This is a genomic window from Flavobacteriales bacterium, from assembly GCA_019694795.1.
Lineage (GTDB): Bacteria > Bacteroidota > Bacteroidia > Flavobacteriales_D > UBA2798 > UBA2798.
In genome coordinates this window covers 1-23,635 of the sequence record JAIBBF010000042.1, presented here as the reverse complement: position 1 = coordinate 23,635, position 23,635 = coordinate 1, and the positions used below count along the sequence as shown (strand labels likewise).

Sequence of the window (23,635 nt, the reverse complement as noted above, 5' to 3'; positions counted from 1 at the left end):
ACGATACAGTTAACCGGTAAATTAGGTAAGCCCGTTGAATAGTTGGTCCAGCTGGTTCCTCCATTGGTGGTAACAAATACTTTATTTCCGCTCGAATAACCGGAGAAGGTGACATAAGCACGGTTAGGATCGGTTGGACTAATTTCAACATTGGTAATAGCTGCTGATCCCACCGGTAATGTTCCGGTGATGTTGGTCCATGCGCCACCGCCATTGGTTGTTTTAAATACAGCATTCGATTTTACAACATAAATCACCTGATTGTTGGATGGAGCAATATCGAATTCAATTACCTCACCGGTTACGGCAAAAGTTGATATCTGTGTCCAGTTAGTACCGGAGTTGGTCGATTTAAAGAGATTAGAATATCCAGCGTACAAGGTGGTAGCGGTAGTCGGATCCTGATGCCATGGAGCCATCCACGCAGCGGTTCCGCTTAAACCGGTAATGATGTTGGTCCAGGTTCCTCCGCCATTGGTAGAACGCTGAAAATCGCCATACACGTAAGAGGCAAAAATGTTGTTGTTATTGGTACGGTCAATGAAGCAGTCCATTCCATCGCCACCGTAAATCTGACTCCAGGTTGTTCCGTTCATTTTATTGGTACCGTTGTCCTGGTGACCAGAAACTAAAAGGTTCGCATTGCTGGTGGATAATCCGATTCGGTATTGTTGCGCAATGGATAAATCGGCAGAAATATCACTCCATGCTGTTCCGCTGTTGGTGGTTTTAAATACACCACCATCGCAACCTGCAAAATAGGTAGTACCACTTCCGGGTAAAAACACTAAATCATGAATATCGGCATGTACATATGGAGCACCACTTCCGGTCCAGTGTGCATTGATGGTAAAGGAAGTTCCTCCATTGGTAGATCTCCAGATGTTTACACCACCTACAACCACCACATCGGCATTTGTAGGAGAGGCAGCAATAGCAAGATCATACCATCCTTGTCCACCCGCATCTGCTCCGTTGGAATTGTAGCCAAGGTAGTTGGGAGTTGTTGAGCGAGTGGTAAACGTGGTTCCGCTATCGGTGGAACGATAGACACCTAATAAACCGCTATCTGAATTTTTCGCAGCGAGAATATAAACATAGGCCGAGTTGGCAGCTGTTATTGCAATTGCAAATCGACCCACATTGGTGGTTGGTAAACCTGAGGTTACCTGGGTCCAGGTAGTTCCTCCATTGGTCGATTTCCAAAAGGTAGTTCCTGCTGCATAAACCGTGTTCGGATCGCCGGGTTTAAATTCAGCGTCTTTAAATGAATTGGTGTTTTGAACTTGTGTCCAGTTAGCTCCGCCATCTGCAGTGCGGTAAATACCATTGGAAGTGGCGGCAATTAGAATTTGTGGATTGGTCGGATTGATCAAGAGACGCGAAATGGTTCTTCCCTGACCTGTAGTCCAGGTTAATCCGGTGGTGTTCCAGGTATTCCCTCCGTCGGTCGATTTTAAAACGCCGATCGAGTAGGTATCTCCTGCGTCACCATCACCTGTGGCCAAATACATCGTATTTGTATTACTGGGATCAATGGCCAGGTCGGTACAACCAATGATGGCTAATTGATCGGTATTGGTATTCCAGCTAACACCTCCGTCGAGCGTATACCACAATCCTCCAGCCGGTGCACCAACATAAATGGTGTTGGTATTGGTAGGGTGGAAGCGAACGAAATTAATCCTTCCTGCACCTCCGTTACTCGGAGCGCCGGTGGGACCCATAAAGGTCCAGTTCCCTGCACGTGGTCCGCTTAGAGCCTGCGGATTTGCTTGTAAATAGGTTTGGAATTCTTCATAAGCTCTCGATGGTAGCTTGATATCTCCACTTGGAAACACACGAGGCGCCATATAATCCTGCCAGCGGCGGAAAACCTTGTAGCCTTTACCACGTTCCTGCGGACGATTTGCCCAATAGCTTTCAAATTCAGCTACAATGTCGTAGTAATTGGCATTGGGATCTTGCATCATTTCCACATACTGCTGTGCAAGCAGACTACCTGAAAAGACAATTGAAAACAAGAATGAAAAGAGTAGTCCTTTTTTCATTGAAGAGTGAGTTTTAATTGGTTCGTTACTTTCCGTTTTGGCAAGCGGATTCCGAAATATCACGAAAAAAGAGCAATATTCATGTAGCTACACGAATGAATTTATTAACCATTAGTGGGTACCTAAACCGATTTTTTAAAGGTCTTGAATACCAGAGGGTTTTTTAATTCATCAAAATAACTACTTTTGCAGCCCTAATCAATTTGGTCCCGTAGCTCAGTCCTGACGAATCGCCAGGCGATTGTCAGGATCCCGAAACTTCGGGATTGGATGATCAGATTTACGTTCTTTACGCATACTAATAGTAAAATAAATACTTGGTCCCGTAGCTCAGTTGGATAGAGCAACTGCCTTCTAAGCAGTAGGTCTCTGGTTCGAATCCAGACGGGATCACTCTGATGAAAATGCCAGGCCCTTAGGCCCGGCATTTTTTGTTTTCCCAAACCCCAAGCTACGCTTGAGGGTTTGAGAAAACAAAAAAGGACGCAGAACCGATGGAATCGGTTTGGCATTTTCATTCCCTGCACGACGATCCCGATGGAACATGAAGTAATCCGACGGGAGGGTTTGAGAAAACAAAAAAGGACGCAGAACCGATGGAATCGGTTTGGCATTTTCATTCCCTGCACGACGGTCCCGATGGAACATGAAATAATCCGACGGGAGGGTTTTGGAAAACAAAAAAGGACGCAGAACCGATGGAATCGGTTTGGCATTTTCATTCCCTGCACGACGGTCCCGATGGAACATGAAATAATTCGACGGGGAGGGTTTGAGAAAACAAAAAAGGACGTAGAACCGATGGAATCGGTTTGGCATTTTCATTCCCTGCACGACGGTCCCTGAAAAAATTTAATTCTGAAAATTCCCGGTTCAATGGAAAATTTTGAAAAACAAAAAAGGAAACCGAAACCGATTTCCTTTTAGTAAAGAGGTATAGATACACTTTATTTTAGTCAACAATTTTAACTCTGCAGTAGCCGAGATTTTCGAGGTCGAAATGGATTAAAATCATTTCTCCGTTGGCATTAAAATTGGAACCTTTTAAAATGAATTGTTTGCTGTTATACGAAAGTTCATCTTTAGAAATATCTCCATTGGATTCAATCGCATATAAAGGGTGAAGGTTTTCTACATCGTAGCCATAATTATTCGCGTTGAAACTCGGCCTTAAAATTTTATCATCTTTATCGCGAAAAACCAGGTAATTTAATTTAATAGGTGTTACATCATCCGGTGAATCTGCAATGGAACTGTTCGATAAATGGTTGTTAAAAATGATATCTAATTTATTCTTGTAATAATAGAGGTTATAGGAACCAAAAAAGCCGTAGGACCTGGTTTCAAATTTTTTGTAGATGTTATTGGTCCATATCTTTTCGCCTGCGTAACTGTATTTTTCAATTTTAAGGTCGTAATATTTAAAATCTGTAAAAACGTATTCAATTGATTTTTCAGACAAATACTTTTTGTTAATCTGTTTGTTCTCATACACCAACATGAGGTGATTATCTTCTGTTTCAAAGAAGTCGTCAAAGATGTATTGCATGGAATCTTTATGAATTCCTGCATTTTCTTCCATTATTTTTTTGGATTCATTCTTTACATAATCATAGCTATACAATGTATTTCTAATAACAACCATGTTATGCAGGGAATTTTCAACATCTTTTACTGCTTCAGAACACATTCCAATTAAAAGCAGATTAGGATTTTTTTCGGAAAGTTTGCAAAAAGTTTTGTTTTCGTTTGAAAAAGTAAAAGGAAATGTATAGTCAATAATTTGTTCGCCTTTATTTACACACGAATAAACATGGTAAATTTGTTTATGCTTTTTCACCAATGTATAAGCATTTACATTTTTAACGCTTTTTTCTCTGAATAATAAAATGAAATTTTCATTATTATCCACAATTAATCCATCGATATCGCAGTCCCAAATTCCTACATTAATGAGGTAGCTTTTTTCCCAGACTTTTTCGAAATTCATATCGAACATGACAAAATTGACGGTTTGTTTATTTAATGTAGCACCGTCAGAAATGTAAAAGAATCATAGGTGTTTTTTATCTGGTGAAAATTTAAAAATGCCTGGAGTGGAGGGTACTTTATTAGCAGATTTGAATTTGTAATTTAAAAGTAGTTTTTCTTCTCCCACTACATTTAAATTTTTAGTGCTTACCCGCATCAGGGAATAGTTGATGGATTTTTGTTTTTTATTTCCAGCGGAATAAATAATACAAATCGTGTTGTCAATCAATTCAGCCTGATGAATCATATCAACATCTATATTAATGCGTCCATAAACATTTTTATTCCAAAGGCTAATTTTTGGGTTTATGTATTTCGGTGTGATGGTTTTCTCTTCTTCTACTTCAAACTTCTTGTTTAATTTCCGGATGCTTATTAAGTGACTATTTTTATCCTCACTTAATTCATAATAGAAGTTTTCGTCACTGAATTGTATTCCGGAGGCATTTTTATCGGCTGCTCCAAAATAGATACTGTTTTTTTGAGCAGAAATGCTGGTGCTTAGAATGGAAAATACCAGGCTTAGAATGTAAAAAGGCTTCATCAATTTAATTTGGTTTTAATTTTTAATTGTGAGATTAAATATAAGTGATAGCCATACAAAAAGAATTGTTTATGGATTATTTCCGTTATAAATGTTTGAAAAAATTGAATTCACATTTTATTTCCGTTAAAACCTAACCATTTTTGGTTATGTTTTAATGCGTGAATTTTGCGAAGAAATATTCTGAATTGAAAATGGAAGATTTAAATGGGAGTCCCGATTTTTAATTTCACGCTCCAGATAAAAACAAACCAAGGTTAAAATTACCGGGCTATCATGAACTGCTTAGTTGGTGATTGGTTTGCTTCTTTATTTTGAAGCGAAAAAGTAAAAAGGAATTTGGAGAGGATAGCCCTGAAGCAGATGCTCATTCTTCGCATCGCTACAGGGCAATGAAGCAGATGCTCATTCTTCGCATCGCTACAGGGCAATGAAGCAGATGCTCATTCTTCGCATCGCTACAGGGCAATGAAGCAGATGCTCATTCTTCGCATCGCTACAGGGCAATGAAGCGAAAAAGTCCAAGGTTTATTTAGAAAAGGATTGGAAATTTTACCCTGAAGCAGATGCTCATTCTTCGCATCGCTACAGGGCAATGAAGCGAAAAAGTCCAAGGTGTTTACCTTGGACTTTTTCTGCTTCATTGGTAGGGGCGAGAGGATTCGAACCTCCGACCTCCTGGTCCCAAACCAGGCGCGATAACCGGACTACGCTACGCCCCTAAAAATTTTATTCGCGGTGAGGGGGGGATTCGAACCCCCGGTACGGTTACCCGTACGACAGTTTAGCAAACTGTTGGTTTAAGCCACTCACCCACCTCACCTGACCAATATCTTGGTCAATGTGGGTAATCTAAAAAGAACTGTCGTTTTCAAGCCTTTGGCTGCTAAATAAAGCATAGGCAGCGTCAAGGGGAGTGCAAAGATAAAAAGATTCAGATTCATGCAAAAAAAAGTTTTTGAAAAAAGAAAAAACCTGCGACTTATTACCAGGCTAAGGCACAAAAGGATACGAATACTATATTTGTTACATGCGGAATACGGCACTTTTGGTATTGATCATCCTCCTGGGAGCCTGCGTTAAAAAACGGGACCTTCAGGAAAATACCGCCATCATTCACATCGCCGCTAATCCTAACGGACTGCATATTACCAACGATATATCCGGCTTCAGAGCCTTTATTTTCGAATATATTCATAAACCCATCATTCGCACCGATATCCGAAGCCTGAACATGGCGCCGGTTCTTTGCGAGGGGCCACCGGCGGAGGATGAAAGCGGTACACGCTTTACTTATCGCTTAAAGCCGAATATCCGGTGGGACGATGGCTCAGCGCTTCAGGTAGAAGATGTCATTTTTACGATAAAAGTCATCTTGTCGCCCTTTACCAATAACCCGCAAATCAAAGGCAATTTCACCGGGGTGATAAAATCAATTGAAGCAGTTCCCGGCGATTCTTTGTCCTTTGTAATGATCACCCATAGCCCCAACCGGGGAAGCAGAGAGGTCCTAACCGAAGCCTATTTAATGCAGAAAAGTTTCCGCGACCCGAAGGGTGTTTTGGATAATTACAGTTTTGCAGACTGCTTTAATACGGCTTATCAACCTTCTGCCGAATTAACAAAATGGTTCGAGGAATTTAATGCACCCGAAAAAGCGAAGGACCCAAAATACATCAATGGATTAGGTCCCTATCGTTTAACCGAATGGGTAGATGATGCCTACATTGTATTGGAAAAGAAAAAAAACTGGTGGGGAGATAAAGACACTTCGATTTTATTGCAAAATGAACCCGACAAAATTATTTTCCGCATCATCAAAGATGAAACAGCTACTTATTTCGCTTTGCGCAACGAGAACATTGATGCGATTAACAGGGTGGGCTTAAGCAAGCTGATTAAATTGCAACAACACGATTATTTTAATGAGGCCTATTATTCGGAGTTTGTGGACCAATATGCCTATAATTATATCGGACTTAACACGAAGCCGGACGGACTCAATCACAAATCCATTTTTACGGATAAACAAGTCCGAAAAGCAATTGCACATTTGGTTCCCGTTGATGATTTAATCACCGTGATGTACAAAGGCAAAGCGGGTAGGCAGGTTTCTTTTGTTTCGTCCTTAAAAAAAGAGTACAACACCGAAATTCCATTGGTGGATTACAATCCCGAAAAAGCCGCTGCCATTTTAGATGCCGCCGGTTGGAAGGATACAGATGGAAACAACATCCGGGATAAAGTGGTGAATGGGGAGAAACTGCAGTTGAGTTTTAAATTGAATTACATGTCCGACGCCACGCCCTCGCGCGAGATTGTGCTGATGATTAAAGATGCGATGGCGGGAACAGGAGTGGAAGTGGTTCCAAATCCCCTGGAATTTTCGCTCTTTTACGAAAAAGCATTTACGCACGATTTTGATGCGATGATGGGATCCTGGCAGGGTTCTGCTTTATATGAAGATCCTGTTCAATTGTGGCATACTTCGCAATGGGCTAATTTTGGAGCAAATTTCTGTGGCTTTGGAAATGCCTATTCCGATTCACTGATCGAAGCTTGCAACCGCGAAATGAATGATTCGCTTTATTTGGTGAAGATTAAAAAATTGCAGGCCCTTATTGCGGATGAACAACCCTATGTATTTTTATTTTCACCGAAAGCAAGGGTGGCCATTCATCGCCGTTTTGAGGCTGGAATTTACAGCGAAAAACCACAGATGTACGTCAATGCATTCCGACTGGTAAATCACAATGGAAATGCACAAAAAAATGCGGAACTGAAATGATGAGGTACCTTACATATCGCATCCTGATGTTCATTCCCACTTTGTTTGTGATCAGTCTCCTGGCATTTATTATTTCCATTAAAGCACCGGGTGATCCTGTTGAAATCATGTTGGGTACAAACGGACCTTCGGGTTCTTCGAGTGGACTCCAAATTTCGGCTGCGCAAAAAGATTCAGTGCGTGCGCAATTGGGTATCGATCGTCCGGTTTTCTATTTTTCACTTTCCTCCCTGGCCGATTGCGATACCTTGTATAAAATCGGATCAAAATCGCACCGGGATGTATTGGATCGTTTAACGCATCAATATGGAAACTGGCAAAAGGTGTCGGACTGGTACCTGGGATTAAACGATTTATTGTCATGGCAAAAACAATTTAATCCCGATTCGCTGGTGGCGAAATATACGGTTCAAAAGGACAGCATTTCATTTCAGCAATACGATGCCAACACCATCAATGAGGCGCACATTCAAATTCAAAACGGATTAAGCGTGTTGCTGGAAACGTATCATGAAAACACCATCGTTGCGCGACTCGATTCGCTGGAAAGAATCTATGATGAAGCAGTGTATTTCGAATCGGGGAAAGAAAAAATGGTCCGCTTAAAATTATTGTTTCATGAAATGAAAAATGCATCCGGTTCATGGAAATTATATGTACCGGTCATCCATTGGCATGGCTGGTCCAACCAATACCACCATTGGCTGAGTAAATTATTTCTGGAAGGCGATTTCGGTTCGTCGTATGTGGACCATGAACCTGTGGCAAAAAAGATATGGTCGAAATTTTTTATTTCCTTCAAACTCATTTTTATTTCCGTTTTACTGGCTTATTTAATTAGTATTCCCATTGGTGTTTACGCTGCCAGAGGAAAAGGTGGATGGGGTGAACGTGCTACTTCATTACTATTGTTTATGCTCTATTCATTACCATCTTTTTTTGTGGGAATGGTATTGTTGATGTTGTTTTCGAATCCCGATGTTTTAGTCTGGTTCCCCGAAGCGGGATATATGGATCCTTCCCATTACGATCCTGAATGGCCTTTTTGGGTGCGGTGGAGAGCGGAGTGGCCGTATATGGTATTACCGTTAATTACTTATACCTATTCTTCCTTTGCTTTTATTTCGCGGATAATGCGAAGCAGTATGCTCGAGAATTTAAATCAGGATTATATCCGCACGGCGCGGGCAAAAGGATTGGATGAGAATAAGGTTTTATGGCGACATGCACTCCGGAATTCCTTGTTGCCGGTGATTACCATTTTCGTAAATATTTTCCCCATGGCCATTGGTGGATCAGTTATAATTGAAACCATTTTTACCTATCCGGGAATGGGACTCGGATCGTATGAAGCGATTCACAATTACGATTATCCAACCATCGTTGCCATTTTTACACTTTCCGGATTCCTAACTATGGTAGGTTATCTGGTGGCGGATATCCTTTATGCTATTGCAGATCCACGAATTTCTTATCGTAAATAATGAAGGAAACCGAAAAACATAACGACAACACACAACGTTTTTCCTTTCGGAAATATGCCTGGAAACAGTTTAAGAAAAACATTCCGGCATTTATCAGTTTCTGGATTTTAATGCTGATGATTTTTGTTGGCGTTTTTGCTTCTTTTATTGCCAACGATCAACCATTGTATGCCAAATACAGAGGGAAAACGTTTTATCCGGCATTTGCTACACATTGGATTGGTAAATCCGTTTTCGGATGCAGCGGCCTTGATTCAACCCAACATCCCGAAACCGGAAACTGGGAAATACTTTCCTATGAAAATACCGATTGGAAATCACTAAATCTGGAATCGGTAGTATGGGCCCCGGTGCCTTTTTCTGCTTCCGGACAAGACATTCTCAATCGCGATTTTTCATCACCCGGTGATGTGCATTTTAAGCGAAATGCCAATGGCGAAATTCAAGCTTCGGAAGGAAAATTCAGGCATCGTTTGGGTACCGATATTTTAGGTAGAGATGTACTTGCAGGTTTAATTCACGGAACAAAAATTGCCTTGTTGGTGGGCGTGGTTTCCATGGGGATTGCCGTGCTTATCGGATTATTTTTGGGTGCAATGGCAGGGTATTATGGCGACCATGGTTTACAATTAAAACGCTTGCAATACTGGATGATTTTTCCGGCGTTGATGCTGGCCTGGTTTTACGGAATTCAAATTCGATCTTATTCCGTAAGCGATGCAATGGAACAAAGTGCTGCCTATGGCTTGTTTCAATTTTTTATCAGCCTGTTGTTGTTTGTCGCCGTTTTTTTGGTGGTGATTTTTTTATCAGGGAAACTGGCTGTTGGAGTCCTTGCAAAAAAAGTTAATCTGCCGGTGGATACATGGATATCACGCTTTATTGAAATTTTTAATTCCATGCCTAAGCTCTTGTTGATTTTGTCGGTTTCTGCAATAGTGGAAGAGCGTAGTATGTGGTTGTTGATGGTGATTATTGGATTAAGTAGCTGGACAGAAATTGCCCGTTTTGTGCGTGCAGAATTATTGCGTGTTCGCGAGTTAGAATTTATTCAGGCTGCCCGTTCATTTGGATTTTCAGATTTTAGAATCATTTTTAAGCATGCTCTTCCAAATGCTTTAGCGCCTGTATTTGTTTACATCGCCTTTGGAATTGCATCTTCCATTTTGGTGGAAAGCGGATTAAGTTTTTTAAATATTGGGGTCCCCGACGATGTGGTTACCTGGGGTTCGATGTTGAACATTGGTCGCACCGAACCTGAATCCTGGTGGATGATTGTTTTTCCGGGATTAGCCATTTTTGTTACCATTACCATGTACAACCTCATTGGCGAAGGATTACGCGATGCGCTTGATCCGCGCCAGAAACGCTGAGAAACAATAGGTTTTAAGCTCCCCGCATTCTTTCTCTTTTTTTCACTTTTCGGTGGGATATTATGATTAATTTCACCCCATCAAATCACAAAACAGATCATGAAAGAAGTTTATATCGTAGCAGCCGTTCGTACTCCAATGGGAAGTTTTAACGGTGCGCTGTCCAGTGTTGCTGCTCCGCAATTGGGAGCTACTGCCATTAAAGGAGCTCTTGATAAAATCAAACTCGATGGCAAGGAAGTGAATGAAGTGTATATGGGTTGCGTATTGCAGGGAGGTTTAGGACAAGCCCCCGCTCGTCAGGCTGCAAAGTTTGCAGGTTTACCGGATAGCGTAATTTGTACCACTGTAAATAAAGTTTGTGCATCGGGAATGAAAGCAATTGCATTGGGAGCACAAAGTATTATGCTTGGCGATAATGATGTTGTTGTAGCAGGAGGAATGGAAAATATGAGTCAGGTTCCCCATTACCTCTTGGGCTCCAGAAACGGATTCCGCCTGGGTGATGCGAAATTGACGGATGGATTAGTGTTTGATGGTTTAACGGATGTTTACAATCGCGTACACATGGGAAATTGCGCAGAGATTTGCGCGAAAGAAAAACACATCAGTCGCGAAGAGCAGGATAATTTTGCTATTGAATCGTATAAGCGTTCTGCTGCTGCATGGGATGCAGGAAAGTTTAATGATGAAATCGTTCCTGTTTCTGTTCCACAACGTAAAGGAGACCCGATTGTAGTGGCTAAAGATGAAGAATACACCAATGTGAAATTGGATAAAATCCCTTCTCTTTCTCCGGTATTCCAAAAAGAAGGAACGGTAACAGCTGCCAATGCATCAACCCTTAATGATGGAGCTTCTGCAGTGGTACTGATGAGCAAAGAAAAAATGGAAGCGCTCGGATTAAAACCCTTGGCGAAAATCGTATCCTTTGCCGATGCAGAACAAGCTCCGGAATGGTTCACTACTGCACCTTCTGTTGCTCTTCCTAAAGCACTGAAAAAAGCAAACCTCAAGGTTTCTGATATTTCCTTCTGGGAATTAAACCAGGCATTTTCGGTGGTTGGTTTGGCTAATATGAAAGAACTCGGACTCGATCCTTCTAAGGTAGATGTAAATGGTGGAGCCGTGGCTTTGGGTCACCCGCTGGGTTCTTCCGGTTGCCGCATCATTGTTACATTGATCAATGTATTAAAACAAAACAACGGTAAATACGGAGCAGCAGGTATCTGTAATGGTGGAGGCGGTGCTTCTGCTATGATTATTGAGAATTGCTAATTCCGGTATCCTTTTATAAAGCGTCTTTAGCAATAAAGGCGCTTTTTTATTTTCCGAAAATGGCAGCCACAATTACGGCAATTCCAATGGCACCGTAAATGGATAATGTACCAATCACCTGCGCCTTGGCCCGTTTCGATTTTTTCGCTTTCAGGTACTCGGCTTCGTAGAGATAGGTAGTGTCTTTATCCGGATTCATGGGATAGGTATCTGCGGCATCTTTTTTATAGCGCACCGCCTTGCAGGTTAAGACGGTTGCTTCGTAAAATTCAGGCTCCTTATCTCGCAGACCGCGGGTTGCTTTGCGGGTAATGGTGGTCGTATTTAAATCGATGATGCAATCGGCACCGTGATCATAAGCCTCCTTGCGGGCAAGTTTAATCAGGTCCTCGTAACTGTTTTTTTTACCCTGTTCAATTTTAATATCACCGAGGTGGACATAAGCCGCACTCACTTTATCCCCGGCAGCATAAACCGGAATTTGGGCGAATCGGGTATAGGAGGAACCGTCATTCAGACTGTTATAATAGATATCGGTAGCATCGTTAAATGTGACCAGGCATCCACTGAAAAAAAGCGCAAAAATTAAAAATAAATAACTGATATTCTTCATGATATAAAAGTTAGTAACAGAAAATGCACGGTGTGAAATCAGATCAAAGATCCATTTCTTTTTCATCAAAACGGATACCGAATTGTTCCAGTTCCCGGAGTACGGGTTCGTAAATGGATTTGCTGATGGGAAGCATTACGCCTTTGTCTTGAATCTTACCTTCTAAAATCATTTTGGTACAAATGGCAACCGGTAATCCAACGGTATCGCTCATGGCGGTGTAGGTATCGTCCTGACCAATATACATCATGGACGATTGCAGTTCTTTCTTCTTACCGCCGATTTCGAAATGGAAACGATGGAACATAACAATCATGTCCTTATCCTGAGGTTCAAGTACCCATTTTTCTTCGAGCAGTTTTTGGAGAATTTGAGCGGGACTGGCATCTTTCGAAATTCCGATTGGTGTATCCTCGAATAGACCTAACCATTTAAGCATGCCAAAACTTTCGTCTGTAGTCTGAATAGTTAAATAGGCACAAAGTTTTTCTTCTACACTGCGTGATGGATGAAAATCGAGAAAGGCATTAAGAAACGAACGCCAGGTCATTTGCGATGATCCTTCCATAATGTATGAATCGTCGGTGCAACCCAATTGAACGAAAACATTCCATGCCGCACAAAATCCTTTTTTACGCAAAGTTCCGCGCAACATGGTAGGAATATTTTCCAATCCGTACACTGCACGATAGCTCAGCGAGTCGCGGTTGGCATATCCTTCAAAATCGCCTTTTCCCTCTATGGAAATGGATTCGGTGCGGTTAAATAATTGGTGGTAGGGAATATATTTTAAAGCGCCGTTACGAATAAAACGAGCAGCGCCTCCTTGTCCGGCTAAAACCACATTGCGTGGATTCCAGGTGAATTTATATCCCCAGGGATTATTATCGCTTTCGGGTGCAATGAGTCCGCCGCAATACGATTCAAAGGCCAGCACTTTACCACCGCGGTGATGAATTTCATCAATGATTTTCATTCCCGATAAATGATCGATACCCGGATCAACACCTATTTCATTCAGAATAATAATTCCTGCCTTTTTTGCGGCCGCATCCAGTTCGCGCATGGCAGGGGTAACATAGGATGGAGTAACCACATTTTTCTTTAAGTCGATACAATCTTTGGCTACTTCAATGTGGTAAATGGCGGGTAACATGGAAATGACAAAATCTGCTTTTGCAATTTCGTTTTTGCGCTCATCCGGATTTAATGCATTAAAAGCAAAGGCTTCACCGTTGGGGTGACCATTCACTTTTTTCTTAGCCAATTCCACATCCATATCGCCCACACGAATTTTCCATTGCGAGGCGGAACTGTGGTCGAGCAAATACTTGATCATAGAAGAAGAAGATCTTCCGGCACCAATTACCAGAATCGTTTTCATAGGCAAGAAATTGTGCTGCGAAAATAAGTTTTAATCGGACATGAAAAACGGATGAAAGCAGGATTAAGTCAAATAAAATTTTCGAAAAATATTGAAAATCAGTTAAAAAGTATTTTGGCACAGTCCTTGAAAAGGGGCATAAAGCTTATTTTTACAAACCAAATATTGACTTATGAAACGAATTTTTACGCTTGCTTGTTTATTCTTCTTATCACTCGGTGCAATGGCACAGGGTAAAGTAAACATTGTTGTATTTTCCGACGAAGGAGATCAATTTTATGTAGTTGTAAATGGTATTCGCCAAAACACAAAACCGGAAACGAATGTGAAAGTCACCGGTCTCGATGCGAACAACTATTCCGTAAAAGTAATTTTTGCCGACAGCAAACTCGCTCCTGTTGGTAAAAGTTATCCTTTTGAAGGAGGTAATGAATATACATTCCGTTTAAAACGCTCTAAAAAAGGAATCGCCATGAAAGCATTTGGAATGGTTCCCATTGAGCAATCCACATCTACTGCACCGGTATATGTTTATCAAACAACAGAACAACCGGTAACACAAACGGTAACAACCAATACACAACCAACACAAACCACCACTGTTACACAAACCACCGAAACGGTAACTACCACCACCAATGTAAATGGAAATGCCAATGGCGGAAATGTGAATACGGGAATGAATGCGGGTGGACAAACCGTAAGCACTTCTACCAACGTAAACGGAAATGCCAACGGCGGAAATGTAACAACAGGAATGAATGCAGGCGGACAAACCGTAAGCACTTCTACCAATGTATCTGGCAACGATCAGGGAGCTAACATCAATACAGGAATGAACGTTGGAGGAAACAATGTTAGCACCAGCACCGGTGTAAACACCACCAATAACGCAAATGGCGAAAATGTAAATGTAAACATGAATGTAGGTGGAATGGGAGTAAACATGAATGTGAATGTATCCGGAAACGGAATGGGTGAAAATGTAAATATGAACACGGGAATGAATGTTAATCCCGGAACTACATCTTCCACATCCAGCAGCTCATCTTCCAGCACAGTTACAACAACAACAACAACTACTACTACCAGTGGAAATACCAATGTAAGCAGTAACACTACAGGTAATAATACAACCGTAAACAATACCACTGTTAACAACAACACCACGCCTGTAAATAACGGAGCTTGTACGTATGCCATCAGCGAAAAAGAATTTCAATCGGCATTGGCTTCTATTAAATCCAAAAACTTCGAAGATTCGAAATTGACCATGGCAAAACAAATTGCAAACAGCAATTGCCTATCTTCTGCACAAGTTGCTGCTATTTGTAAGGAATTCGGGTTTGAAGATTCGCGTTTGGATTTTGCAAAATATGCGTGGGCAAAAGTTGTTGACTCAAAAAATTACTATAAAGTAAACGATACCTTTCAATTCGAAACCACCATTGATGATTTGAATGAATATCTTGAAAAAAATAAGCGTTAAGCGCGAGTAAAAAAAAGGAAAGGAGGACAATCGTCCTCCTTTTTTATTTTCGTTTTAAAGCATAAACCGCCAATAGAATCCAGGCTATAATAAAGAGCACGCCGCCAAGAGGAGTAATGGGACCAAGAAATTTTAATTGTCCCTCCATTCCGTAAAGCGGACGCGTAGCCAATAGATAGATGGAACCCGAAAAACAAAGAATGCCCGAAGTAAACAATATAGCCAGCGTTTTAACTTTTTTATCACCCAGGTGATCGGTTAAGAGAGCAAGGACTAACAATGCAATTCCATGAATTAAATGATAGCGCACACCTGTTTCGAATGAAAGCAGGGCATCCGGTTGGAGTCGGCTTTTTAAGGCATGAGCGCCTAATGCCCCTAAAATCACAGCGGTGGCCATGAGCAGGGAGGCAGCAAAAATGATTTTGTTTTTCATGCCCGAAAAATAGTAAAATCATTTTCCATTTTCCGATGAAATTAATTGGCTATTTTTAACCCATAAGTCAATCCCATGAATTCGAACTACCAATCCTATATTGATCATCTCAGAAAATTAGCCGATGTAATGTATGCTTCTGCTGTGTTGCAGTGGGACCAGGAAACGTACATGCCTGCCAAAGGAGCCGCCATTCGTGGTCAGCAATTAGCCACCCTCGCCGGCATTTCGCATGAGCTGAGTGTGGATCCGCAATTCGGAAAATTATTGGAGACGCTGGAAAAAGATGGAAGTCTCAACGAAAAACAACAACGAAATGTAAAGCAGTCGCTAAAAGATTATCGCGACAGAAATAAATATACCACGGCTTTTGTGCAGGAATTAACCATGGCCGTTTCGGAAGCATTCGCTGCATGGGATGAAGCAAAATCGCAGAATGATTTTTCGATTTACCAACCCAAGCTGGAAAAAATCGTAGCATTAAAACGCCGCGAAGCAGAATTGCTGGGGTATAGCGAACATCCTTATGATGCACTGATTGATCAGTATGAGCCGGGGACAAAAACGTCGGATATCGATCGTTTATTCGCCGACGTAAAAAAAGAATTAAAACCATTTATCGATGAGCTTCTTAAAAAGAAAGAACCTCGCGAAGATTTTATGTACCGTAACTATTCCACCAGCAAACAATGGGATCTGGGCATTGAATTACTAAAGCAAATGGGATACGATTTTGAAGCGGGCCGTCAGGATGTTTCTTCTCATCCATTTACCATTCATTTTAATGCAGAAGATGTGAGGGTGACCACCAGAACCAATGAAAATAATCTGCATGAAATGATCTGGAGTACCATTCACGAAGGTGGGCACGCCTTGTATGAGCAGGGAATTCCATTATCGGAATACGGACTCCCATCCGGAGAAGCCTGTTCACTTGCAGTGCACGAATCACAATCGCGTTTGTGGGAGAATATTGTGGGACGAAGTCTCGATTACTGGAAAGCGAACTGGAATCTGTTAGGTGCATATTTTGCCAATGAAATGAAGGATGTAAGTCCCGAAGAATTTTATGCCGCCATGAACCTGGTTCGTCCATCCCTCATTCGTACGAATGCCGATGAGCTTACCTACCATTTTCATATTTTGATTCGTTTCGAAATTGAAAAAGCATTGATGGAGGGTTCGCTTGAAGTAAAAGATCTTCCTGCCGCATGGAATAAAAAATATAAAGAGTACCTGAATATTGATGTCCCTTCCGATAAAGAAGGTGTATTACAAGACATCCACTGGGCGCATGGAAGCATTGGATATTTTCCTACCTATTCATTGGGAAGTTTTTATTCTGCTCAATTATATGCAGCCGCAGTAAAATCGGATGCCGCCATTCCTGCAGAAATTGCAAAAGGAAATATGAAACCATTGTTGAAATGGTTACGCGAAAATATACATGTCCACGGCAAAACCTATGCTGCAACAGAATTAATAGAGCGCGCCACAGGTGAAAAACCGGATTTCCGTTATTTCATGAATTACGCGCGGGAAAAATACAGAGGAATTTATTCCTGATTTTTATTCTTTTTACCACTAAGTGCAAACAACAAACGGTAACGTAACGCAATGGTTTTTCCGCTGTGGTTGAATTGTCGGTATTCTTCCGGATGGTGGATATAAGCTGCATTGGCATGGAGGAATTGTCCCTTTCCCCAAAAAGCCTGAAACTCGATTTCGTGTTGAAGCGAAGATTTGCCTTTCAATGAAATTCCTAACGAAGGCGAAATCAATAATCCATTCGATGAACTTTGTGTGAGATGAAATAAATAAGATCCGTTACTGAGCTCATAGGTTGAACTACCATAGATGGATATGGGATCATAAATCAATCCCAAAGCGGCGATGGCTTTAATCTGTTTGGATATGGAAACAGAGCTGCGCAAACGCAAAGGGAACATTCGCATCCGGATACGCGATGTCTCCAGTTTTTCATCTTTATATTTCATGATATACGATGAATGAATAAAGCCCCAGCCGGATTCAATTTCCAGGTGGTTGAGGATTCTAAAGTGGACCTCTATCCCCGCATAGGGATTGGGCATTGTGGTCAATGAAAAATCAGTACTGCTGCCTTCGGAACTTAAAAAGGAATAGGCGGTTCCCAGGTAAGGACCAATCAACCATCGTTGTTGCTGTGCCGAAACAGGATTAAGCGTGATACAATAAAGGAAAGTAAATAGAAGTGTACGGCGGAAAATCATCGAAGCTAAAACGGAGGTAAATCTGCTTTAGTATTCAGGATTTTCGTTTGGGGTAACCCAGTAAAACCGACGATAAAATCGGGACAATAAACACACCTACGGTTAAGATGGATAAATACAAATCGGCTTCCTCACTATCAAGAAATGCTGTAATGGCCGCATCGGGTTTAAAATGCGTAATCATGGAAATGGTCAGTTTAACACCTAAAATTCCGATGACAATGAACGCAGCAACTTCTAAAAAGGGATATTTTTCCATTAACCGAACAAAAGCCTGTGCAACGAATCGCATGGCCAGAATACCAATGAAAACGCCGATACAAACCAAATAAAATCCCTGAGGTTGGGGAACGTTTTCTACATAGGCAACCGCTGCAAAAACATTGTCGATGGAAAAAGCCAAATCCATGATCTCTACCATGGCCACCGTAGCCCAAAACTGACCCATTAATCCAAAGGTGTATTTATAAAATACGCTTTGTTTTTTATTGAGTAAATCGTCGGAAGTATCCGGTGTGTTTCGGGTTACAAAATAATCGATGCAGAGGTATAATAAATACAATCCGCCCAATGGTTTTAACCACCAGATATGCATTAACCAGGAGGCGAATAATAAGGAAAGTCCACGAAACAAATAAGCGCCGATAATTCCCCATTTTAAAGCACGACCACGTTGCTCTTCGGGTAAGTCCATCACCATAGTGGCCAGAACGGCGGCATTATCGACCGACAATAAACTTTCAATTAAAATCAGGTTTAAAATGATCAGCCCGGCAGCTTCCAGGTCGGGACCAAGTATTGAGTGAAGAAAATCCATGCCTTCGATTGAGAGCACAAAAATACAGGAAAGAACAATTGCTTGATGGAATTGTTTCAATATTTCAAAGGCACCCGCTGTGGGGTGACAAATTACTATCTTTGTCTTAATGGAAAAAGTATTACTATCGGAGCATCAGGGACATCTCTCTGCTTTGTGGAAAAATTACAGTGGATTATCGCTGAACGAGGGAAATCAACTTGAACAACAAATCCGATCTAAAATTGCAGGTCGAAAAAAGTTCGAACACCGCGAGCTGCTTTCGCGCGTGTTATTGCAGCAATATGGAGAACAAATTCGACCCGAAGTAAAAACTAATATTCTTCGCCTGAAAGAAGAAAATGTGTTTACGGTAACAACAGGTCACCAGATTTGTTTGTTGGGCGGACCCTCATTTTCCATGTATAAAATTTTAACTACTATTCGTCTTGCAGAGCAACTCAATAAAGTACAATCGGAAAATTATGTAGTCCCCGTTTTCTGGATGGCTACCGAAGATCATGATAAAGAAGAAATTGCCTCGCTTAATTTATTTGGAAAAGAACTGATTTGGAACACTCCGCAGGAAGGAGCTGTTGGACGTTTTTCCATTGATGATTTGCAGGATTTACTGAATGAGTTGGATGCTTTAAAAGGGACCTTGCCTCATGCGGCTGAAGTGATGGAATTGATTCGCAAATCTTATTCAGGAAACAAAAGCCTGGCACAAGCAACGCGCGAATGGACCGATGCTTTATTCGGAAAAATGGGATTGGTTATTCTGGATGGTGATCATCCCGAATTAAAAGGATTGTTTTCCGAAATCATGCGCGAAGAAATTATTCATCGTCCCACTTTACCGCTTATTGAACGTGTAAATGAAAGCCTGAGTAAAAAAGGTTTTGAAGCGCAGGTTAGTCCTCGTCCCATTAATTTGTTCTACCTGCAATCCGGTTCCCGTAAACGAATTGTGGTGAATGAAAATGGAAGTTTTTCCGAGTACGACGGAAGCAAAAGCTGGACAGAATCGGAAATTGACGCGGAGCTTCGTCAGCATCCCGAAAATTTTTCGCCCAATGTATTAATGCGTCCTTTATACCAGGAATTAATTCTTCCGAACTTGGCTTATGTTGGCGGACCCGGAGAATTGTCGTATTGGGTGCAATTGCCGGAATTGTTTGCGCATTTTAAACTTCAGGTACCGGTTATGTTTCCAAGGAATTCAGTGATGTTATTGGATGGCGGAACCAGAAACCGGATGGAAAAACTAAAAATTAAAGCGGATCAGTTGTTTTTGTCGGCCGATCAAATCATCGCTTCATTTTTAAATGAACAATCGGAAGTGGAGTTGGATTTTTCGCTGGAAAAAAATGAGATAGAAAAAGTATTTCATTCACTCGCCGAAAAAGCTGCACAAGCCGATGCAACCTTGCGTCCCGTCGTATTAAGCGAATTGCAAAAAACACAGAAGTCCATCGAAAGCATAGAAGGAAGAATTCGCAAAGCGGAAAAACAAAAACACGATCAGTCCATTCAGCAAATTCGCACGCTTAAGGATAAATTGTTTCCGGAAAATGTCCCACAGGAACGCGTAGAATCCTATTTACCATTCTTGTGGAAAAATGGATTATCCGCCATTTCAGAAGTGGCGCAGTCGATCGATCCGACCGATTTACATTATCATATTCTGTTTACTGCCTGATCCAGCGACCTTCGATCATTACTTTTTCAATCAGATCCATTCCGAAGGAATAGGGGATATAACTATATCCCGGAATTTCGCGGGTGAGAATGAGATTTGCTTTTTTCCCCAGCGTAATACTACCGATTTCATGCTCAGCCTGCATCGCATAAGCCGTGTTAAGCGTGGATGCATTGACTACTTCTTCCGGATTCATATTGTACATTACACAAGCCATGGAGAGCATCAGATTCATATTTCCACTCGGTGAACTACCGGGATTAAAATCGGAGGCGATGGCAATGGGAAGACCGTTATCAATCATTTTTCTTGCCGGTGGATGGGGGAGACTTAAAAACCATTGAGCTCCCGGTAATAGGGTAGGCATGGTTTTACTTTTACGCAGGTAGGCGATTTCTTCATCTTCTACATATTCCAAATGGTCCACACTTATCGCTCCCGTTTCAACGCCAACTTGTACACCGCCGGACCGACTCATCTGATTGGCATGAACTTTCGGTGTTAAACCCAATTTTTTACCAGCCTCAAGAATAGCAGTGCTTTGTTGCGGATCAAAATAATTTCTTTCGCAAAACACATCAATAAAATCGGCGAGTCCCTCCGCAGCTACGGCGGGAATCATTTCACGAATGATAAGATCGATATACGCTTGTTTGTTTTCTTTATACAATGCAGGGAAAGCGTGTGCACCTAAAAAGGTTGCTTTAATGGTGAGCGGCGATTTTTCCTTGAGTTGCCGGATAACCCGCAACATTTTTAATTCTGCATCCAGCGATAAACCGTATCCGCTTTTTATTTCAACCGCTCCGGTACCACTGTGCATAATTAAATTTAAACGCTCCATCGCTGCATCGAACAATTCATGCTCCGAAGCTTTTTCTAAACGAGCAGCTGAGTTCAAAATTCCGCCACCGCGCGCTGCAATTTCTTCATAGCTCAATCCGTTAATGCGATCCACAAACTCCTGCTCGCGCGAACCGGCATACACAATGTGCGTGTGCGAATCGGCATAGCAGGGGAGGATGCATTTCCCATCGGCGTCGATCACTTCCAGATTTCTCCAATCGCTTATTCCGGGCCAGTCTTTCATCTCGCCGTATGCAGCAATTTTTCCATCTTCAACAGCCAGCCAGGCTTTTTCAATTACAGGCAGCACTTTCATATCCTCACCGGCAATAAATGCGGGGTGATTTTCGCGAACCTGGACCAGTTGACGAATGTTTTTAAATAAATAGTTCATGCGAATGCGATTCTCGGCTTAAAGATAATCAATTGCTATTCTCGGCATTGTTGCATTGGCATTCATTTTGTTGGAATAATTCCCATGTTTTTCTTATCACCGGGTGACTTTTTCCTTATTTTCGGCCTTATTCTTTACTATGAAAAAGATTCTGATTGCCAATAGAGGAGAGATTGCAATTCGTGTAATGCGCACTTGCCGTGAAATGGGAATTGCTACGGTTGCCGTTTATTCCGAAGCCGATAGAAATGCGCCTTTTGTCCGCTTTGCCGATGAAGCCGTGTTGTTGGGACCCCCGCCTAGTAATCAGAGTTATTTGCTGGGAGATAAAATCATTGAGGAAGCGCTTAAATTGGGAGTGGATGGAATACATCCGGGTTATGGATTTTTATCGGAGAATGCGGAGTTTGCACGTAAAGTGAAAAAGGCAGGGATTACGTTTATTGGTCCCACCCCCGAGGCTATGGATATGATGGGATCCAAACTTGCCGCGAAGGAAGCTGCTAAAAAATACAATATTCCAATGGTACCCGGAACCGAAGGTGCAGTAACGGATGTTGCCGCAGCGAAAGAAATGTGTAAAAAAATCGGATTCCCGGTTTTAGTAAAAGCATCAGCCGGTGGAGGAGGAAAAGGAATGCGTTTAGTGGAACGCGAAGAAGATTTCGAAGAGCAAATGAAACGTGCGGTAAGTGAAGCGCAAAGTGCATTTGGCGACGGATCCGTTTTTATTGAAAAATTCGTTACCTCTCCGCGTCACATCGAAATTCAGGTGTTGGCGGATGCGCATGGTCATATCGTTTATCTGTTCGAACGCGAATGCTCCATTCAGCGCCGGCACCAAAAAGTGGTGGAAGAAGCACCGTCTTCTGTCCTTACTCCCGAAATCAGAAAAGCAATGGGCGAATGTGCAGTGGATATTTGCAGAGCCTGTACGTATTTAGGTGCGGGTACGGTTGAGTTTCTGGTGGATGATCAATTGAATTTTTATTTCCTCGAAATGAATACCCGTCTCCAGGTGGAGCATCCGGTAACTGAATTAATTACCGGTGTTGATTTGGTGAAGGAGCAAATTAAAATTGCACGTGGTGAGAAACTTTCATTTTCTCAGGATGATTTAAAAATTAAAGGACATGCCCTCGAAGTGCGCGTTTGCGCAGAAGATCCGGATAATAATTTCTTACCCGAAGTAGGAAAACTTCAAACCTACCGTCGACCTCAAGGTCCGGGTGTTCGTGTTGATGATGGTTATGAAGAAGGAATGGATATTCCAATTTATTACGATCCGATGATTGCGAAATTAATTACCTATGGTAAGGACCGCACCGAAGCCATCGAACGTATGCTGCGTGCCATTCGCGAATATGAAATTACGGGAGTGGAAACCACGCTCAAGTTTTGTGCATTTGCATTAAAGCATGAAGCCTTTGTAAGTGGAAAATTCGACACCAATTTCGTGAAGCATTATTTTGTTCCCGGCACCTTGCATCAGGAAAAAGCCGACGAAATGGAAGCTGCGGCTATTGTTGCCAACTTCCTGCAAACGAAGGCTGTTCGTTCTACTCAATCGGTTAAGGCAGATGCTACGTCCGAAACAGCGTGGAAAAAAAGGAAAGTGTTTCGGTAACATACAGACCCCCTTCAGCGTTATAGCATAAAAACCCTTCTATGCTGAACGTTTTACGAAGCTTGTTTCTGATCGTCGCGCTCGGGTTTTCACTCTCATCGCTGGCCCAAAAGTCGGATAGTTTACAAAAAGTGAAACCCGGTTATGCAGGTGTTTCCATTGTTAAAGGCGATACCATTCGAAATTATATGTTGGAGGACATCACCGTGGTGGCTTCCGACTCTGCCTACAAAGCCAAATATGATCGCTACGTGCGCTACATCCGTAGAGCTTATCCCTATGCCATGCTCGCCAAACAAATTGCTACGGAAATGGATACGGATTTATTGCAGGTCAATTCTAAAAAGCAATCGAAAAAAATGGTGAAAGAAGAATATGAGGCCTTAAAAGAAAAATTTACCGATGGAATAAAAATTTTGACGGTGAATGAAGGGAAAGTCCTCATGAAACTTATCTACCGCGAAACGGGAATGACGGCTTATGAACTCACCGATAAATACCTGGGTACAGGAAAAGCATTTATGTGGCAGGCTATTTCCAGAAGTGG

Annotated in this window: 19 protein-coding genes and 3 tRNA genes; 10 read left to right on the top strand and 12 right to left on the bottom strand. The window is 41.8% G+C overall.

What is annotated here, in order from left to right; all coding sequences use genetic code 11:
- Nucleotides 1-2,051: hypothetical protein (locus K1X56_11520; GenBank protein ID MBX7095345.1), on the bottom strand; the 2,051-nt coding region annotated here is incomplete at its 3' end.
- Nucleotides 2,052-2,370: 319 nt separating this feature from the next.
- Between K1X56_11520 and K1X56_11515 the strand changes: the two genes are divergently transcribed.
- A tRNA-Arg gene (locus K1X56_11515) sits at nucleotides 2,371-2,444 on the top strand.
- Here K1X56_11515 and K1X56_11510 read toward each other — a convergent pair.
- The 5 genes from K1X56_11510 to K1X56_11490 all read right to left on the bottom strand — a co-directional run bounded on the left by K1X56_11510 (nucleotide 2,442) and on the right by K1X56_11490 (nucleotide 5,449).
- A complete protein-coding gene (locus K1X56_11510; GenBank protein MBX7095344.1) occupies nucleotides 2,442-2,801 on the bottom strand; it encodes a hypothetical protein in 360 nt (119 codons plus the stop codon). The two genes, K1X56_11515 and K1X56_11510, sit on opposite strands and share 3 nt — an antisense overlap.
- Nucleotides 2,802-3,003: 202 nt before the next feature.
- Nucleotides 3,004-4,041 (bottom strand): hypothetical protein, encoded by a 1,038-nt coding sequence (locus tag K1X56_11505; GenBank protein MBX7095343.1) that lies wholly within the window; start codon nucleotides 4,039-4,041, stop codon nucleotides 3,004-3,006.
- Nucleotides 4,042-4,104: 63 nt separating this feature from the next.
- Nucleotides 4,105-4,626 carry a hypothetical protein gene (locus tag K1X56_11500; protein ID MBX7095342.1) on the bottom strand — a complete coding sequence of 174 codons (522 nt, stop codon included), beginning with the start codon at nucleotides 4,624-4,626 and terminating at the stop codon, nucleotides 4,105-4,107.
- Between the two features lie 644 nt (nucleotides 4,627-5,270).
- A tRNA-Pro gene (locus tag K1X56_11495) sits at nucleotides 5,271-5,348 on the bottom strand.
- A 14-nt stretch (nucleotides 5,349-5,362) separates the two neighbouring features.
- A tRNA-Ser gene (locus K1X56_11490) sits at nucleotides 5,363-5,449 on the bottom strand.
- Nucleotides 5,450-5,656: 207 nt separating this feature from the next.
- Here K1X56_11490 and K1X56_11485 point away from each other — a divergent pair.
- The 4 genes from K1X56_11485 to K1X56_11470 all read left to right on the top strand — a co-directional run bounded on the left by K1X56_11485 (nucleotide 5,657) and on the right by K1X56_11470 (nucleotide 11,549).
- Nucleotides 5,657-7,414, top strand: a complete 1,758-nt coding sequence (locus K1X56_11485; protein MBX7095341.1) for a hypothetical protein — start codon at nucleotides 5,657-5,659, stop codon at nucleotides 7,412-7,414.
- A 26-nt stretch (nucleotides 7,415-7,440) separates the two neighbouring features.
- Nucleotides 7,441-8,898: an ABC transporter permease gene (locus tag K1X56_11480; protein MBX7095340.1), complete on the top strand. Its 1,458-nt coding sequence runs from the start codon at nucleotides 7,441-7,443 to the stop codon at nucleotides 8,896-8,898.
- On the top strand, nucleotides 8,898-10,271 hold the full coding sequence (locus K1X56_11475; GenBank protein MBX7095339.1) for an ABC transporter permease: 1,374 nt from the start codon (nucleotides 8,898-8,900) through the stop codon (nucleotides 10,269-10,271). Before K1X56_11480 ends, K1X56_11475 begins: the two co-directional genes overlap by 1 nt.
- A 99-nt stretch (nucleotides 10,272-10,370) precedes the next feature.
- Nucleotides 10,371-11,549: an acetyl-CoA C-acyltransferase gene (locus K1X56_11470; protein MBX7095338.1), complete on the top strand. Its 1,179-nt coding sequence runs from the start codon at nucleotides 10,371-10,373 to the stop codon at nucleotides 11,547-11,549.
- Nucleotides 11,550-11,595: 46 nt separating this feature from the next.
- Here K1X56_11470 and K1X56_11465 read toward each other — a convergent pair whose 3' ends face one another.
- Complete coding sequence (locus tag K1X56_11465; GenBank protein ID MBX7095337.1) at nucleotides 11,596-12,162, bottom strand: hypothetical protein; 567 nt, start codon at nucleotides 12,160-12,162, stop codon at nucleotides 11,596-11,598.
- Nucleotides 12,163-12,205: 43 nt separating this feature from the next.
- Nucleotides 12,206-13,546, bottom strand: coding sequence for a saccharopine dehydrogenase NADP-binding domain-containing protein (locus K1X56_11460; GenBank protein MBX7095336.1), 1,341 nt, complete (start codon nucleotides 13,544-13,546; stop codon nucleotides 12,206-12,208).
- Nucleotides 13,547-13,718: 172 nt separating this feature from the next.
- Here K1X56_11460 and K1X56_11455 point away from each other — a divergent pair, with 172 nt between their 5' ends.
- Complete coding sequence (locus tag K1X56_11455; GenBank protein MBX7095335.1) at nucleotides 13,719-15,035, top strand: DUF4476 domain-containing protein; 1,317 nt, start codon at nucleotides 13,719-13,721, stop codon at nucleotides 15,033-15,035.
- 43 nt (nucleotides 15,036-15,078) lie between these two features.
- On the opposite strand, the gene K1X56_11450 is transcribed toward K1X56_11455, so the two are convergent.
- Nucleotides 15,079-15,471 carry a DUF423 domain-containing protein gene (locus K1X56_11450; GenBank protein ID MBX7095334.1) on the bottom strand — a complete coding sequence of 131 codons (393 nt, stop codon included), beginning with the start codon at nucleotides 15,469-15,471 and terminating at the stop codon, nucleotides 15,079-15,081.
- 75 nt (nucleotides 15,472-15,546) lie between these two features.
- Here K1X56_11450 and K1X56_11445 point away from each other — a divergent pair, with 75 nt between their 5' ends.
- Nucleotides 15,547-17,037, top strand: a complete 1,491-nt coding sequence (locus K1X56_11445) for a carboxypeptidase M32 (protein MBX7095333.1) — start codon at nucleotides 15,547-15,549, stop codon at nucleotides 17,035-17,037.
- Here the strand turns inward: K1X56_11445 and K1X56_11440 are convergent.
- Together K1X56_11440 and K1X56_11435 are read right to left on the bottom strand one after the other, a co-directional pair.
- Nucleotides 17,028-17,723: a hypothetical protein gene (locus K1X56_11440; protein ID MBX7095332.1), complete on the bottom strand. Its 696-nt coding sequence runs from the start codon at nucleotides 17,721-17,723 to the stop codon at nucleotides 17,028-17,030. The genes K1X56_11445 and K1X56_11440 overlap by 10 nt on opposite strands.
- 34 nt (nucleotides 17,724-17,757) lie before the next feature.
- Nucleotides 17,758-18,540: a DUF475 domain-containing protein gene (locus K1X56_11435; protein MBX7095331.1), complete on the bottom strand. Its 783-nt coding sequence runs from the start codon at nucleotides 18,538-18,540 to the stop codon at nucleotides 17,758-17,760.
- Between the two features lie 109 nt (nucleotides 18,541-18,649).
- Between K1X56_11435 and bshC the strand changes: the two genes are divergently transcribed.
- The gene (gene bshC, locus K1X56_11430; protein MBX7095330.1) at nucleotides 18,650-20,221 is read left to right on the top strand and encodes a bacillithiol biosynthesis cysteine-adding enzyme BshC; all 1,572 of its coding nucleotides are present in this window, start codon (nucleotides 18,650-18,652) and stop codon (nucleotides 20,219-20,221) included.
- Here the strand turns inward: bshC and hutI are convergent.
- Nucleotides 20,211-21,461, bottom strand: a complete 1,251-nt coding sequence (gene hutI / locus K1X56_11425) for an imidazolonepropionase (protein ID MBX7095329.1) — start codon at nucleotides 21,459-21,461, stop codon at nucleotides 20,211-20,213. The genes bshC and hutI overlap by 11 nt on opposite strands.
- A gap of 139 nt (nucleotides 21,462-21,600) precedes the next feature.
- On the opposite strand from hutI, the gene accC reads away from it, so the two are divergent.
- Together accC and K1X56_11415 are read left to right on the top strand one after the other, a co-directional pair.
- Nucleotides 21,601-23,088, top strand: a complete 1,488-nt coding sequence (gene accC, locus K1X56_11420; protein MBX7095328.1) for an acetyl-CoA carboxylase biotin carboxylase subunit — start codon at nucleotides 21,601-21,603, stop codon at nucleotides 23,086-23,088.
- 41 nt (nucleotides 23,089-23,129) lie between these two features.
- Nucleotides 23,130-23,635, top strand: a 506-nt coding sequence (locus K1X56_11415; protein ID MBX7095327.1) for a DUF4294 domain-containing protein, incomplete at its 3' end; no start/stop codon positions are given.